This is a genomic window from Pseudomonas sp. SWRI99 (assembly GCF_014270125.1).
GTDB lineage: Bacteria > Pseudomonadota > Gammaproteobacteria > Pseudomonadales > Pseudomonadaceae > Aquipseudomonas > Aquipseudomonas hamedanensis.
The window spans coordinates 1-15001 of the sequence record NZ_JABWQR010000020.1 but is presented as its reverse complement, the minus strand read 5'-3'; the positions used below and the strand labels follow the sequence as shown (position 1 = coordinate 15001).

Annotated in this window: 10 protein-coding genes; 4 read left to right on the top strand and 6 right to left on the bottom strand. The window is 62.8% G+C overall.

The genetic code is table 11. From position 1 onward, the window contains the following. Positions 1–5: 5 nt before the first annotated feature. The 6 genes from HU743_RS17075 to HU743_RS17050 are packed head-to-tail and all read right to left on the bottom strand — an operon-like array spanning position 6 to position 10188. Positions 6–818, bottom strand: coding sequence for a DUF2135 domain-containing protein (locus HU743_RS17075; RefSeq protein ID WP_186649992.1), 813 nt, complete (start codon positions 816–818; stop codon positions 6–8). A 3-nt stretch (positions 819–821) separates the two neighbouring features. Then, positions 822–2441, bottom strand: coding sequence for a DUF2300 domain-containing protein (locus tag HU743_RS17070; RefSeq protein ID WP_186649991.1), 1620 nt, complete (start codon positions 2439–2441; stop codon positions 822–824). A 1-nt stretch (position 2442) separates the two neighbouring features. Next, positions 2443–7017, bottom strand: a complete 4575-nt coding sequence (locus HU743_RS17065; RefSeq protein ID WP_186649989.1) for an alpha-2-macroglobulin — start codon at positions 7015–7017, stop codon at positions 2443–2445. Further along, the gene (locus HU743_RS17060; protein ID WP_186619522.1) at positions 7014–7664 is read right to left on the bottom strand and encodes a DUF1175 family protein; all 651 of its coding nucleotides are present in this window, start codon (positions 7662–7664) and stop codon (positions 7014–7016) included. Before HU743_RS17060 ends, HU743_RS17065 begins: the two co-directional genes overlap by 4 nt. Continuing rightward, positions 7649–9361, bottom strand: a complete 1713-nt coding sequence (locus HU743_RS17055) for a DUF2138 domain-containing protein (RefSeq protein WP_186649987.1) — start codon at positions 9359–9361, stop codon at positions 7649–7651. Before HU743_RS17055 ends, HU743_RS17060 begins: the two co-directional genes overlap by 16 nt. Before the next feature lie 35 nt (positions 9362–9396). Continuing rightward, a complete protein-coding gene (locus HU743_RS17050; RefSeq protein ID WP_186649985.1) occupies positions 9397–10188 on the bottom strand; it encodes a DUF2135 domain-containing protein in 792 nt (263 codons plus the stop codon). 276 nt (positions 10189–10464) lie between these two features. Between HU743_RS17050 and HU743_RS17045 the strand changes: the two genes are divergently transcribed. The 4 genes from HU743_RS17045 (at position 10465) to dxs (ending at position 14948) form a co-directional block, all read left to right on the top strand. Continuing rightward, positions 10465–11598, top strand: coding sequence for a Fic family protein (locus HU743_RS17045; protein WP_186649983.1), 1134 nt, complete (start codon positions 10465–10467; stop codon positions 11596–11598). A 233-nt stretch (positions 11599–11831) separates the two neighbouring features. Continuing rightward, the gene (locus HU743_RS17040) at positions 11832–12074 is read left to right on the top strand and encodes an exodeoxyribonuclease VII small subunit (RefSeq protein ID WP_003228627.1); all 243 of its coding nucleotides are present in this window, start codon (positions 11832–11834) and stop codon (positions 12072–12074) included. Then, complete coding sequence (ispA, locus tag HU743_RS17035) at positions 12071–12958, top strand: (2E,6E)-farnesyl diphosphate synthase (RefSeq protein ID WP_186649980.1); 888 nt, start codon at positions 12071–12073, stop codon at positions 12956–12958. The genes HU743_RS17040 and ispA overlap by 4 nt, the downstream gene beginning before the upstream one ends. Before the next feature lie 91 nt (positions 12959–13049). Continuing rightward, positions 13050–14948, top strand: coding sequence for a 1-deoxy-D-xylulose-5-phosphate synthase (dxs, locus tag HU743_RS17030; RefSeq protein ID WP_186649978.1), 1899 nt, complete (start codon positions 13050–13052; stop codon positions 14946–14948). Positions 14949–15001: the final 53 nt, after the last annotated feature.

The window sequence follows — 15001 nt, the reverse complement described above, 5'->3', positions numbered from 1 at the left end:
TTCCGTCACGGATAACTAAACGACTTCACCAACGTCAACTCCCCCACCGCCCGCATCGGCACCAGAAACGTCTCCATTTTCTCGCTCGGCGTGCCCTCTTCCGTAATCACCGTCACTTGCGCCGTCGTCAGCGCCTGCACCGCTTCATCCCCGCCTTCGTCATCCCCGCGATACCCACCACCGTAATAATTCACATAAACCAGATACTGCCCCTTGATCGGCGCTGGCATGGCGGCGATTTCCGGGCCGTAGCCGGTGGTGACGTCGACGTCCAGCGCGGCGCCGTTGGCGGCGCTGCGGTTGCCGTACCAGATGTGGGCGCCGTCAGGAGTGATCAGGTGCAGGTCGAGGTCGGTGCCGTCGCTGTCCCAGGCCAGCAGGACGCGGAGCTTGGCCGGGGTGGCGCCGCCGCGGGCATTGAGGAACTGGGTGCGGTGGCGCTGTTGGCCGTCGGGGCTGCGGACTTCGACGCTGTTGCTGCCGTTGGGGAAGGAGAACGGGCGGTCGAAGCGGCCGGCGGGGTCGATTTTCAGCGGCATGCTGACGCCGTTGACGATCAGCCGGCCGGGTTCGTTGTTCTTGGGGATGGCTTTGATCTGGCCACTGATGCGCGCGGTGTTGGCCTGGCCGAGCGGGGTGTTGACCGACGAAGCCGGGTAGTTGACCGTCTGCCGGAAGCTTTCGCCCTCGCCTTCCGGTGCGCCGCTGCGCCAGCCGCCGACCGGGGTGTCGAGTTTGACGCCGTCGGCGGCGAACGCTTGCGGCAGTACGTTGAAGGCACAGAGCAGCAGCAAGACCTGTGGATAACGGAGTGTCATGGTCTATTCCAGCAAGAGGTGACGGGCGAGCCCTTCGATGTAGGTTTCATCCTGGCCATTGGGGTGTGCTTCGAAGGCCAGGTGCAAGTATTCGTGGGTCAGGTCGAGGCGATCCTGCAGGGTCAGCACGCCGCGCACGTAAATGCGCTGGCGTTCGCGGTCGACAAAGGGCCGGCCGAAGGCGAGTTTGCACACGGCGAACGCGCTGACTTCGTTGTAGCCGGTTTCGCTTTCCAGCTTCGGACGCCAGCCGCGTCGTTGTTTCTGCAGCCAGTCCTGCGCGGTGGGTAACGCTTCGCAGGAGGCGACCGGGTTGTCCCAGCGGCTGAGGCTGGCGCGTGGATAGGCGTGTAGCAGGATCGCGTCGTAGCGCTGCCCAGCGTTGGCTTGTGCGACGGCTTGCTGCCAGGCGAGCTTGTCCGGGCCGGGCTGGTCGGAGTGATAGGTGACGGTGCTGCCGGCCAGGACCAGATCGGCGGTCCAGGCGGCGATGCGGCGTGATTCGCTGGAGGCCGGGCGCGGGGCGACACGTTGGCGACTGCTGCTGTCGTCGATGCTCAGGCATTCGCCGTTACGCGTGGCGTTTTGCAGCAGGTAGGTACGGATGGCGACGGCGAGGGCTTTGGCCGCTTCGGCGGGTTCGGGTCTGGCTTCGCGTTCGAGGACGCGAGCGACGTACTCTTCGCGATCAAGCCTCGCGACGAGTTGGTCGTTGAGCAGAAACAGTTCGCCGTCGCTGTGGATATCCAGCGCGTTGCCATTGGCGAATTCGACACGGTAGTCGCCGCGCAACGGACCAGACGTCGCCACACGATCACCCGCCAGAACCTTCGACAGCGGATATTTCGAGAACAGCCCGACTTCCACACAACGCCCTGCGGCCGCTGGCCAAGCCGTCGGCAATACGCTGGCCAGCGCCTGCCCGTAATGCCGCAACACCCTCTGGCTGGTGCCGCGCCCACCCGCCCAGATTGGCACGCCGTCGTGGGTCCAGCCAGCGAATCCACCCTGGCGCGATTGCGCATCCTGATCGCCGAGCCAGCTCCAGGTTTTCACCCGCAAACGTCCGCCCAACTCACCGACGACATTGCCGTCCGCTGCGCTCAGCACGACATCAAGCAGCACGCGGCGCATCTGATCTTGAGCCGGCATTGAAGCCAGCACTTTGAGCAAATCGGCAACGGCGACCCGAGTAGCCGGTTGCACCGACGACAAGTCGAGCAACCAGGCTGGCGCCTGCCGCGCCTGCCAATACGCGCGCCAATCCGCCGCAGCAATGGCCAATCGCGCCGGCTCGAAATACAAACCGCAGGATTTCACCAGCGCCTGATCACGTTCGATCCGGCCGCCCGCCGAGCAGCAATAAACCTCTTCCTTCGACTGCCCGCGACATTCGTAAGCAGGCTCGCGCGCGCCGCTGTCCACCAGCCACGCGTAGACGAACAATTTCCACAAACTGCCCAGCGGTGCATCGAGCGACGCTGGCAACGCTTCGCGCGCGATCACTTGCGTCTGATTCAACGACAACAGCTCGCCCTTATAAGCGACGCGCAACGGCTCATCCTGCGCCGTTGCCAACGCAGGCATCGCCCAGAACAACAGCCACAGCAGCGGCCGGCGCATGTCAGTTGACCGTGACCTGACCGAGGGCAGCTTTCGCTTCCTGGGCCTGATGCTGCGGTGCGTAAACCTGACTGAAGCGCACCGGTGGCAGGTTGAACTGACCTTTCTGCGAGAAGCGCACCAGATGGCGCAGGCGCAATTCGCCGCTCAGCGCATCCACCGGCACCGCGTAGGCCAGTTGCCCCGGTTCGAATTTCGCTTTCTCCAGCGCAGTCGGTTCGGTGCCGTCCTTGCCCTGCAATTTGATGCCCCACGTGGTGCGTTCAACATCGGCGCCGGGCGGCAGCGGCACTTCAAGCATGCCGTAGCGCAGGGGTTGCGGCGCTTTGCTGGTGAGGATCACTTCGTCCAGGTACAGGCTGTCGCTGGACAGCGGCTTGCTGCCGACCGGCTCGAGTTTGAAGGTGAATGCTTCGTCGCCCGGCACCAGTCGCGACAGACGCCGAGTGACGGTCACGGCCATCGGATCACTTGGCGGCTGTTGAGTCTGGAAACTTAGCGCCGCGCGCAGCGGCCGCTCTTGAATACCGGACACGGTCAGCACGCTCGGCTGCGGCGTCGCACCCTGCCATGTCCAGTACATCTCGCCGCTGGCACCGTAATTTTTCTTCCACCCCTCACCGGGCATCAGCGCGATGGTCGGCGACGCCTGGGCGATGCTGCGTTGCAGCCAGGTCAGCGCCAGTGCCCGCTCCAGCGTCGATTGCTGCGGCAGCAGACGTTGCAGCAACGCCGTCGCGCGAGCTTGATCGAACGGCTGCAGCGACAGGTTCAGCGCTTCGACAAACGGCTGCGAACTGACCGCCAGACGTTGTTGCGCTGCGCCCAATTGACGATTGAACGCATCTGGCAAAGCGACTTTCGCCTGCGTGGCCAACGCAGCGGTCAACACCCGTGCCGCGGCCAGACCGAGCGCCGAATCCGGGTCGTTCATCACCAGACTGTCCCGGCCATCGTCGAGCAAGGTCTCGGCGCTGCCTTCACCTGCCTTGGTCAGATCGTCGATCAGACCACTGAGCAACGTGGTCACCGGCAACTGCATCTGCTTGGCGAACGACAGAATCAGAGCCCGTTGCAGCAACGGCGTGTTCGGCGCCTGCCTGGCGTAAACCTCCAGCACGCGCTGCCAATGCTCCGGCGGCAGGGACAGGTCGAGCACGCGGCTGGCGTTCCAGTCGGCGTAATAGGCATACGCGGTGAGGAATGCATCCGGCTCGCCGTCGTAGCCCCACCAGGTGAAGCTCGCCGACGGCCCGGCCATTTGCACCAGACGCAGACGGCTGTTCTGCATGATCAGGCGCAAGCGATCGCGAGTCTGCGGATTCGAGGCCAGCGATGGGTAGGCGATGCTCAGCGGTAGCAAACGGCTGGCCGTCTGTTCGACGCCGCCGTACGGGTAGCTGAGCAGATCGTCGAGGGCCGAACGGAACAGCGCTTGCGGGCTGTCGTCCAGACGCAGGCGAATGTCCGTGGCATCCGCCGGCAGATTCAAAGGCGTGTCGCCGCTGACCACATCGAGGCTTTGCGTCTGGGTCATTTGCCAGCCATCCCCAGTCGCGCTCAGACGCACGGCCAGGGCATCGGCGACTTTGCCGTCCTGCACCAGTTGCGCGGTCCACTCGCCAGAGGCCAGGGCGAACGCCGGCAGTGGCAGGTAATTGATGCCGCTGTTCAGGGTCACCGGCAGGCGCTGTTCGGCACCCGCGTAGTGAGTGACCAGCTCAGCCTTGACCGGTTTCTCGGCCTGGCTGAAAGCAAACACGCCCAGTTGCGGCTGATCGCCCTTGCGGAATTTGCTCGGCCCGCTCCATTTCAGGTACAGCGATTTTTCCGAACGGACGAACTGTTTCTTCTGCCCCACCTGACCGTCATCGGCAATGGCGCGGGCGGTGATGCGCCAGCGGGTCAGCGAGTCCGGCATCTTGAAGGTGAAGCGGGTTTTGCCGTCGGCGCCGGTCAGCAACTCCGGTTGCCACGCAGCGGTGTCGACGTCTTCGCGACGCGGCCGCTCCAGCACTTTCACTCCACGCTCGCTGCGATTGGCTTTGCCCGGCGCGCCAGGGCTGCCCGGCAGCGCCACGTCGTAACTGATGAACGACAGGCTGGCGCTGGTGCGCACGTTGTTACGCCGCGGGTGATAGAAGAACTGGTCGATGGTCGGCGCGACTTCCGGTTGCAGCGCATAGACCATTTCATCGACCACGCTGACGGTCAGGTGCGCGGGAATGGCTTTGCCGGCGAACTGAGTGGTCAGATCAACCGTAACGGTGTCGCCCGGCAGGTACACCGCTTTGTCCGTGCTGATCGCCACATCAATTTGCGGCGCGACCACTTTGATCCCGGCGTTCTGGAAGCTGTATTGGCCGCCCTTGGTATAGAGCACCGAGAAGGTCAGGTTGGGTGCGAAGTTGTCCTTCACCGGGATGCGTGCGCGGTATTGAGTGTCGCTGAGTTTTTCCAGCTTCAGCCAGTCGCCGCCCTTGGCCAGCAGCGCGGTGGCCTCGACCTTGTCGCGCTCCAGCGACAGCAAAGCATCGCTGACAGGCTCGGGGAAGGTAATCAGCACCAGCGCTTCTTCGCCGGCCTTGTATTCAGGCTTGTCGAGGACAATTTCCACCGTACCCGGCACCGCTTTCACACCGTCGCCAGTGACCGAATGGCCGGTGGCGCCGAGGACGCGGCCGTGTTGGTCCTTCAGCGTCAGGTTGTAAGTACCCGGACGCTCGAACGCGAGGCTGAAACCTTTGTCAGTCGCGGTGAGTTTGCCTTCGCCCGTGCTTTGGTCCTCCAGTCGAACCCAGCCATACGTACTCGGGACAACCGCTTTGCCCTGTTCGATGCCGCCCTCGTTGGCATAGCTGAACGCGACCTTGTCGCCGACTGCGCTGAAACGCTGTGGCGCGCTCAGGCGGAAACTCGCGGCGCCTCGGTCGATGAGGATTTCCTTGGTGGTCTTGACCCGATACGCCGCGCCATCGCTGGCGAACACGGTGAGCATGTAGCGGCTCGGTTTAACCGCCGCTGGCAGGTCGAGGCTGGCGTTGCCTTTGCTGTCGGTGGTCAGTTCGGTGCTGCTCAGTTCCACCGGGAATTGCCCGAGGTATTGCAGCTCGTTGTCGACCATCGACAGTTGCTGAGCGCGCAGGCCCAGCGTCAGCTTGGCGTTGGCCACCGGTTTGCCGTCCGGGTAGAGCAGCACCAGACTGCCTTTGACCGGCTCACCGGTGCGGTAATCCTGCTTCGCCAGGTTGAGCGAGATTTCAAAGTGCGGCTTGATGTATTCGGCCACGCGAAAGGCACTGCTATAGGCCTGATCCTTGTAGTTGAAACGGATTTCGTAACCACCGGCCACGGCGTTGTCCGGCAACTGAAAACGGCCTTGCGTACCGGCCTTGGAGTCCAGCTTCAGGTCGAGGGTTTGCAGCTCGGTGCCGGTGGCATCCAGCACGCTGACGCTGACGTCCGCCGCGCCCGGCAGCACCGAATCACGCGCATTCTTGAACTCGCGACCGACGATTTTCAGCGACACCCAATCGCCCGGGCGATACAGCGGCCGGTCGGTGAAGGCATAGAGTTTGGTGTCGTAGATTTCGCTGTCGTAGTAGAAGTTTTCCGAGACGAACACCCCGCCCTCTTCGTCCTCGCCGATGACAAACGAACGCTCGGGGCTGACGTGTTTCAGGCGCAGCAGGCCGTCAGCATCGGTGATACCGCTGCTCATTACACCGAGGCCATCGGTCCACAGCACATTGACCTTGGATACCGAACTGCCCTCATGTTTGCGTGCGGCCCAGACCAGCAATTCATCGCCGGCAATCTTGCTCACCGCAACGGTGTTGGAGACGAACACCATAGTCGTCGCGCGGTACTTGCCGATCAGTGCTTCGACCAGGTACAGCCCCGGTTTCAGGTTGCCCAGCGGGATGTAAACGTTCCCGGGCGCAACGCTGACAAAATCACTCGACGAGCCGGCCAGATTGACCCCGGCCGGCGGCTGGATCGGCTTGGCCTGCCACAGCGGATAACGGAACTGGCTGACCACCGGCAGACCCGGGATCAGCGCGAATTGCGGCTGAGCGTCGTACGGCGTCGGCGCGACCATGGCGTCGCCCATCTTCAGTTCCGGGACTTCTTCAGTGACCTGTTTGCGCGATTCGTAAGAGAACGCACGCTGCATCACCCGGCGGGATTTGCGGTACCAGTTGTCCCAGAGATACGCGAGGGTATTGGAAAGGCCTTCGCCCTTGAACTGGCCGTCACTGACGACGCGGTGCAGATTCTTCTGGCGCTTGAGAAAGTCCAGCGGCTTGTCGATGCGATATACGCGAATGTCGGCGCCGCCGTAGGGTTCCATGCGAAAGCGCCGGTAATCGCGACCCGGCGCTTCAAGCCGGACCATCGCCTGTTCATCGCTGGCAAAACTGCTGTCGGCGAGCAGAAAGAAGCTTTCGCCGGACACCGGCGTGTAGCCGCTGGGCTCGACCGAATCGTCGGCATTCACGGTCGCCAGTGGCAGCAACAGCGCCAACAGCAAAGGGATTCGGGAGCAGAGTCGCAACATGCGGGCACCGGTCATTGGGAGAGAAAGTTGAGTCGATAGACGCCGATGAAGTTGGGGTTGGCTGCGTCGGGTATCCATCGGGTGTCCTTCCATGTCATGAGTTGCTGCAGGCTTGCCGAACGCATGCCGTTGTCAGTGGGGGTGGTGGTGCCGGTGTGATAGGCGATGTAGCGACCCATCCAGATCATCAGGTGCTGGTCGTCGCCCTGATCAAAAAACATCAAGTCACCGGGCCGCGCCTGCGACACATCGCGGCCGACCAGATGGCTGTTGAACTGGATCAATTTGATCGCGTTGACGTAGGGCCCAACCTTGCCGCCGCCCTGCTGCCATTGTTGAGCGAGCTTGCGCTGCTCGTCACTCAGCGACAGCTCCGGCGGCAGATAGCGGTTGGACAGGCCATTGCTGCGCAGCCATTTGTCATCGTGGACTTTCAGCGCTTCGTTGGCAGCAAAACGCACCAGTCCCGCGCAGTCCTGCTGATACCAGCGTGGGCTCGGACCCTGGCTCAGTTGTTCCTGGGCGATGCGCACGAACCAGGCGCGGAACACCTGTGACTGAGCAGGGTCGAGCGCCGGCGCTTCAACCGCACGGGCACCTGCGCTCAACAGCAGCGCGAGCAGGCCGAGGCTGCGGATCAGTGCGGTCACAGCGCTTTCCATTCCAGTGGCAACCATTGCCAGTGACCGTCAGGCTCGCTACCTTCGGGCAAGGTCAGGGCATATTTGCCGTAGCCGCCGAGGGTGCGCAGTTTCGGCATCAGGTAAGTTTGCGCGGCGTTATAGAACACCGGTTCCATGTCCTGCGGCAGGCTGTCGAGGGTTTCGCGCTGCATCAGTTGCGCCATCGCGTCCGGGCCGAAGTAGATCGGCATCAGCACATCTTTGGGCAACACGTCGGCCATCGGCGGGAAGCGCTTGTCGAGGGTGCCGAGGGCTTTGTCGATCAGCTTGTCGTCGAGGGAAAACAGCAGCGTCGAGCCGTGACGGGCGAGGCTGACTTTCATGAACGCGCGGCCGCTGATGGCGTCCGGGTTCTCGGCAGTCTTCGCCGCATACGGGCCGAAACTGGAGCTGACCTGACGCTGCCAGACGTGGCTTTGACCTTCTTGTTTCTCAACCACCGGAAATACGTTTTCGGCGACGTTGGCCTCGAACGCGCCGACCATCGAGCCGAACAGTTTGCCGAGATCGCCATCGAGTTTGCCGCTGTCTTCATCTTTGAGGCTGGCAACCAGCAAAGGCGTGTACAGTCGCGAATCGGGGTACCAGCACAGGCCCGCGGCGCCGGCCACGTGTTCGGTGAGTGTCTGCGCCACGGCTTCTTCGGCGCCGAGCTTGATCAATATCGGCTTCTGCGGCTCGGCCGCCACCGGCAGCGTTACGCAAGCGCTTGCGCCCAACGGCATCGCTTGCCAGACCGGTTGAAAATCGAAGTCCGGCTGGTTTTCCAGCTCATCCATGGCCAGGTAGCTGTGCCAGCCCTTGTCGTCCATGTCGAAACGCAGCCCGGCGAAATTCGGGATGAAGCGCTGGTAGCCCATGGCGAGGACGCTGGAATTGACCGACAGGCGCTGCTTGGTTTCCGGGCCTTTCGCCGGCAGGCCGAACGCCTCGGGGAAGAGTTTTTCGCCGTTGAGCAGCGCCTCCAGCGCTTGCGCCGAGACGTGGCCGGGCTCTTGCGACACGCCGCTCTCCGGGTCGTAGTACTTGGCCGGATTGGACAGCACCACCAGTTTGTCGCCGCGGGACGCGAACAGCAGTGATTTACTGGCGCCGTAGCTGAGCTGGTACAACGGCACCTCGTCACCGCCCACCTTAAGGCTGACGAAGACGCTGAGCTGAGTGTCATCCAGCGCCACTTTCGCCAGCGGCTCGAGCAGCTTCGCCAGCCCGCCGCGATCCATCACCAGCAGAAAATCCTTCAGGCGACCATCGGCGCCACGCCACAGCGCGACGTCGGCCGGTTGATCGAAAAGCTGCTCGATCAGGCTGTCCTGCAACTTCAGGTCATGCTCGTAGACGATCCGGCGCAGGCTGCCGATCAGGCCGAGGCGATCGGCGTGGGTTTCGTAATAGAAGACGAAGTCTTCGGTCAGCGTAGCCTTGAGGAACGGCACCGTCAGCAGGTCCTTGGGCAACTGGCTCAGCGAGCGGGTTTCGAGCAAGGCGTCCGGACGGCTGAGGCCAAGCTTGTCGCTCGCAAGTTCCGCTGGCGGCGCCTTGGGCTTGAGCAGCAGCCAGCCAAAACCGCCCGCCACGCCGGCCACCAGGCACAGGCCGAGCAGTACCAACGGCCAGCGCCGCGAAGGTTTGGCTGCGGGTGTCGCGGCAGCCTGGGTCACAGTGTTATCGCTCATGTTCACAACATCCGAGTTCATCCGTGGCGGGATGCTTAATAGTTGAAAGTCTTGACCAGCAGCAGATCACCGATCGCCCGCAGGGGCACGATGAAGGTTTCGCGTTTTTCGTCGACGGTGTTTTCGTTGAGCACCAGGGTGATTTGCGAGGTGATCACCTCGTTCTGGTTGCTGGTCTCCTCGAAGTTATAGCCGCCGTTGCCGAAGTTGCCCCAATAGTTGACGTAGACCAGATAGGTGCCGTGCAACGGCGCGGTCATGGTGAACATTTCAGGGCCGGGGCCGTCGACGCCATCCGGATCGAGACCGCCGCCATTGCTCAGCGCCGGCCGTGCCCAAAAGGCATGCTGGCCATCGGGGGTGACAATATGCAGATCGAGCTCGGCTTTCGGATCGTCCCAGCCCAGGACCAGACGAATCCGCGCCGGCGTGCGCAGGTTATTGGCTTCGTAAAATTGCACGCGCTTGAGCGACTGGCCTTCGGCGCTGATCACCTCGACACTGTTGGAGCCGGCGCCGAACGCGTACGGCCGGGCAAAGCGCCCCTGATCGTCGGTGTACAGATTCAATGGATTGCCGTTGACGGCGAGGCTGTGCGGCGGGCGGCTGTGCCCGATAGCCTTGAGCTGGCCCTGAATCATCGTGCGATTGCGCTGAATGCCGCGATCGATCGGCGGCGTCGGATAAGCGACCTGCGGGTTTTCCGAACGATCAAGCAAGCCGTGATAGCGCCAGCCACCGACCGGTTCCGACAATTCTGCAGTCGGCGCCGCCCACAGCGCAGGCGCGCAGACGAGGCCGACCAGCAGCAAAAGAAACGAACGCATGTGACGCCTCCTGCCATGCATTGAACGAAACCTTGCACCCGATCCTCGGCGCTTCACAGCGGTGAACTGCGTTTCGTCTGAATAGCCCGAGACTGTCGGGCCGTAGAAGGCGCGAAGATTAGCGATTCGGCAGTTTTTTAACAATCAGATACAGGTGTGATTGCTGTAGGAATCGCGCCGCCTGGTAGACGGTGAGCCGAATAGCCGGCATATTCGGCTCACCAAATGAGCCGAATATGCCGGCTATTCGGCTCACGCATGTAGGAAAGATGATTGATGACCGCGCACTGGATCTGGCGACAACCCGATTGGCCCGACTTCAACTGGCAAGCCGAGCGCCTCGCCCCGCTGCTGCGCGAGTGCGTGCAGACGCAGGGCCAACTGTTGGGAATGGCCGGCTCGGTGGGCGATTCGATGAGTGCACAGAGCGAACTCGATGCGTTGCTACAGAACATCGTGACTTCCTCCGCCATCGAAGGTGAACAACTGAATGTCGGCTCCGTGCGTTCTTCTCTGGCCCGGCGCCTGGGTCTGGAATGGGTTGATCGCGAGAGCGTCAGCCAGCGTAGCGAAGGGTTGGCGCAGTTGATGCTCGATGCCACCCAAGGTTTCGACGAGCCGCTGACCGTTTCACGATTGCTGGAATGGCACACATGGCTGTTCCCGGCCGAGGAAACGACGTTCAGCGCCCGATCGATGCTCGTCGGCACCTTGCGTGGCGACGAGCCAATGCAAGTCGTGTCTGGACGCCTCGACCGGCCAACGGTTCACTTCGAGGCGCCTTCGCGCCAAGGGCTGGAACAGCAACTTGAACGTTTTTTGAACTGGTTCGAAGCCAGCCGCAATCAGGTTTCTCTGGATCCGCTGCTACGCGCAGGCATCGCCCATTTCTGGTTTGTCACCCTGCACCCGTTCGATGACGGCAACGGTCGTCTGACCCGCACCGTCACTGATCTGGCACTGGCTCAAGGCGAAGCGCAGACGATCCGCTTCTACGCAATGTCCGCCAGCATTCTTGAGGATCGCGTCGGTTATTACCGGATTCTGGAGGCGAGCCAAAAGGCCACGCTCGATATCACCGAGTGGCTGACGTGGTTTTTGCAGACCTTGCTGCGCAGCCTGCAGCAAGCCATCACCCGGATCGACTCGGTATTGGGCAAAACCCGTTTCTGGCAGGCGCACCGCGAATCCGACCTTTCAGCGGAGCAGATCAAAGTGCTCAATCGCTTGCTTGATGGCAGTGAGCGCGGTTTCGAACAGGGCCTCAGCGCAGGGCAATATCAAGCGGTTGCGAAAGTGTCCAAAGCCACCGCGACGCGGCATCTGGCAGAGTTGCTGGAAAAAGGCTGCCTGCAACGTTTGCCGGGCGGCGGACGCAGCACGCGTTACAAAATCAACTATCCGGATTGATCACCTACCCTTGTGGCGAGGGAGCTTGCTCCCGCTGGACTGCGCAGCAGGCCCCGACCGCCAACCACGGTTCACCTGTTGATCGCGGTGGCTGGTTTTGGGGTCGCTGCGCAACCCAGCGGGAGCAAGCTCCCTCGCCACAGGGTTAAGCCGCGGCAAGGCCCGCTCATTTGCCCATACCCCCCCTATCTGCTAGTGTCGCGCCGGTTTAACGTCTACCGGAAATTGCCGCCATGGCCCGCAAAAAAGCTGCACTGGATTTCGAACAGTCCCTCGCCGACCTGCAAACACTGGTCGAGCGTCTGGAGAACGGTGAATTGTCGCTGGAAGACTCGCTGACCGCTTTCGAGCAGGGTATCGGCCTGACTCGGGACTGCCAGGCAGCGCTGGCGCAAGCCGAGCAGAAGGTGCAGGTGCTGCTGGAGCGCGATGGCGAGCTCGCCGAGGAACCCTTCGACGCGGAACAGCCAGAATGATTGCAGCGTATTCGGCGACCAGTCAGGCCCGGGTCAACGCGGCGCTGGAGACCTTGTTCAACGCGCCGTTGCCGGAGCTGGCGCGGCTCTACGAAGCCATGCGCTACAGTGTGATGAACGGCGGCAAACGCGTGCGTCCATTGTTGGCTTACGCCGCGTGCGAGGCGCTCGGCGGCCAGGCCGAACAGGCCAGCGGCGCGGCATGCGCGGTCGAGTTGATCCACGCCTACTCGCTGGTGCATGACGATCTGCCGGCGATGGATGACGACGATCTGCGTCGCGGCCAGCCAACCACGCACAAGAAATTCGACGAAGCGTGCGCGATTCTCGCTGGTGACGGTTTGCAGAGCCTGGCCTTCAGTGCCCTGCTCGACCCGCGCCTGAGTGATTGCCCCAGCGATATCCGTCTGCAAATGGTCACCGCGCTGGCGCAGGCCGCAGGCCCGGCGGGCATGGTCGGCGGCCAGGCCATCGACCTCGGTTCGGTCGGCCTCAAACTCGATCAGAAAGCGCTTGAACAGATGCACCGGCACAAGACCGGCGCGCTGATCGAAGTCAGCGTCAGACTCGGCGCCTTGGCCAGCGGGCATGCCGGGGCCGATCAGCTTCAAGCGTTGCAGACCTACGCACAGGCCATCGGTCTGGCGTTTCAGGTGCAGGACGACATCCTCGACGTCGAAAGCGATACCGCCACGCTCGGCAAGCGCCAGGGCGCCGACATCGCTCGGGACAAGCCGACCTACCCGGCCCTGCTCGGCCTCGACGTCGCCAAGGCTTACGCGCTGGAACTGCGCGATCAGGCGCTGCACGCCCTGCGACCGTTTGACGCGGCAGCCGAGCCGCTGCGCGAGTTGGCCCGGTATATCGTCGAGCGGCGCAACTGACGGCGTATCGGCCAAAAAAGACCAACGCGTGGGCAGGGGACGATGCATCAGGTAAACTGCCGCATCTTTTATACCTATAACGATTCGCCTGATGCCCACGACGTTTCATGAGATTCCCCGCAAGCGCCCGACCACGCCCCTGCTCGACCGCGCGAACACGCCGGACGGCCTGCGCCGGTTAGGCGAAGCCGAGCTGGAAACCCTGGCCGATGAGTTGCGCCTGGAATTGCTCTACACGGTCGGTCAGACCGGTGGGCATTTCGGTGCCGGCCTGGGCGTGATCGAGCTGACCATCGCGCTGCATTACGTCTTCGACACGCCGGACGACCGGTTGCTGTGGGACGTGGGTCATCAGGCGTATCCGCATAAAATCCTTACTGGCCGTCGCGAACGCATGGGCAGCCTGCGTCAGAAGGACGGCATCGCCGCTTTCCCGCGTCGCTCCGAGAGCGAGTACGACACCTTTGGCGTCGGTCATTCCAGCACCTCGATCAGCGCCGCGCTGGGCATGGCGATTGCCGCCCGCCTGCAAGACAGCGAGCGCAAGGCCATCGCCGTGATCGGCGACGGCGCACTGACCGCGGGCATGGCCTTCGAGGCGCTGAACCATGCGCCGGAAGTCAACGCCAACATGTTGGTGATCCTCAACGACAACGACATGTCGATCTCGCGCAACGTCGGCGGGCTGTCCAATTATCTGGCGAAGATCCTTTCCAGCCGCACCTACGCGAGCATGCGCGAGGGCAGCAAGAAAGTCCTCTCGCGCCTGCCCGGCGCCTGGGAAATCGCCCGTCGCACCGAAGAATACGCCAAAGGCATGCTGGTTCCCGGCACGCTGTTCGAAGAACTGGGTTGGAACTACATCGGCCCGATCGACGGCCACGATTTGCCGACCCTGATCGCGACACTGCGCAACATGCGCGATCTCAAAGGCCCGCAGTTTCTGCACATCGTCACCAAGAAAGGCAAAGGCTTTGCCCCGGCGGAAGTCGACCCGATCGGTTACCACGCCATCACCAAACTCGAACCGCTGGACGCCCCGGCCGCTGCGCCGAAGCAAGCCGGCGGGCCGAAGTATTCGGCGGTATTCGGCGAGTGGCTGTGCGACATGGCGGCCGCTGACCCCCGTCTGGTCGGGATCACCCCGGCGATGAAGGAAGGCTCGGATCTGGTGGCGTTCAGCGAGCGTTTCCCCGAGCGTTATTTCGACGTGGCGATTGCCGAGCAGCACGCGGTGACGTTCGCCGCCGGCATGGCCTGCGAAGGCGCGAAACCGGTAGTGGCGATCTATTCGACGTTCCTGCAACGCGGTTACGACCAGTTAGTGCATGACGTCGCCGTACAGAACCTCGACGTACTGTTCGCCATCGACCGCGCCGGTCTGGTCGGCGAGGACGGCCCGACGCACGCCGGTAGCTACGATCTGTCGTACCTGCGCTGCATCCCGGGCATGGTCATCATGACCCCGAGCGACGAAAACGAACTGCGCAAAATGCTCACCACCGGCCACCTCTACAACGGTCCGGCGGCGGTGCGTTATCCGCGCGGCAGCGGCCCGAACGCGCTTATCGACAAAGACCTCGAGCCGATCGAAATCGGCAAGGGCAGCGTCCGTCGCCAAGGCAGCAAGGTCGCCATGCTAGTGTTTGGCGTGCAACTGAGCGAAGCCTTGAAAGTCGCCGAGAAGCTCGACGCCACCGTGGTCGACATGCGTTTCGTCAAGCCACTGGATGAAGCGCTGGTGCGCGAGATTGCCGGCAGCCACGAGTTGCTGGTGACCCTCGAAGAAAACGCGATCATGGGCGGCGCCGGCGGCGCGGTCAGCGAATTCCTCGCCCGCGAGAACATTCTCAAGTCGATGCTGCACCTGGGCTTGCCGGATATCTACGTCGAGCACGCAAAACCGGCGCAAATGCTCGCCGAGTGCGGCCTGGATGAGGCCGGGATCGAAGCGTCGATTCGCCAGCGGCTGGACTTGCTTAACCGTTAAGTCGGAAAACACACATCTCCTGTGGGAGCGGGCTTGCCCGCGAAGAGGCCGGC

Coding starts and splice junctions, on each gene's coding strand:
- HU743_RS17075 (WP_186649992.1), bottom strand. CDS start 818: ATGACACTCCGTTATCCACAGGTCTTGCTGCTGCTCTGTGCCTTCAAC.
- HU743_RS17070 (WP_186649991.1), bottom strand. CDS start 2,441: ATGCGCCGGCCGCTGCTGTGGCTGTTGTTCTGGGCGATGCCTGCGTTG.
- HU743_RS17065 (WP_186649989.1), bottom strand. CDS start 7,017: ATGACCGGTGCCCGCATGTTGCGACTCTGCTCCCGAATCCCTTTGCTG.
- HU743_RS17060 (WP_186619522.1), bottom strand. CDS start 7,664: ATGGAAAGCGCTGTGACCGCACTGATCCGCAGCCTCGGCCTGCTCGCG.
- HU743_RS17055 (WP_186649987.1), bottom strand. CDS start 9,361: ATGAGCGATAACACTGTGACCCAGGCTGCCGCGACACCCGCAGCCAAA.
- HU743_RS17050 (WP_186649985.1), bottom strand. CDS start 10,188: ATGCGTTCGTTTCTTTTGCTGCTGGTCGGCCTCGTCTGCGCGCCTGCG.
- HU743_RS17045 (WP_186649983.1), top strand. CDS start 10,465: ATGACCGCGCACTGGATCTGGCGACAACCCGATTGGCCCGACTTCAAC.
- HU743_RS17040 (WP_003228627.1), top strand. CDS start 11,832: ATGGCCCGCAAAAAAGCTGCACTGGATTTCGAACAGTCCCTCGCCGAC.
- ispA (WP_186649980.1), top strand. CDS start 12,071: ATGATTGCAGCGTATTCGGCGACCAGTCAGGCCCGGGTCAACGCGGCG.
- dxs (WP_186649978.1), top strand. CDS start 13,050: ATGCCCACGACGTTTCATGAGATTCCCCGCAAGCGCCCGACCACGCCC.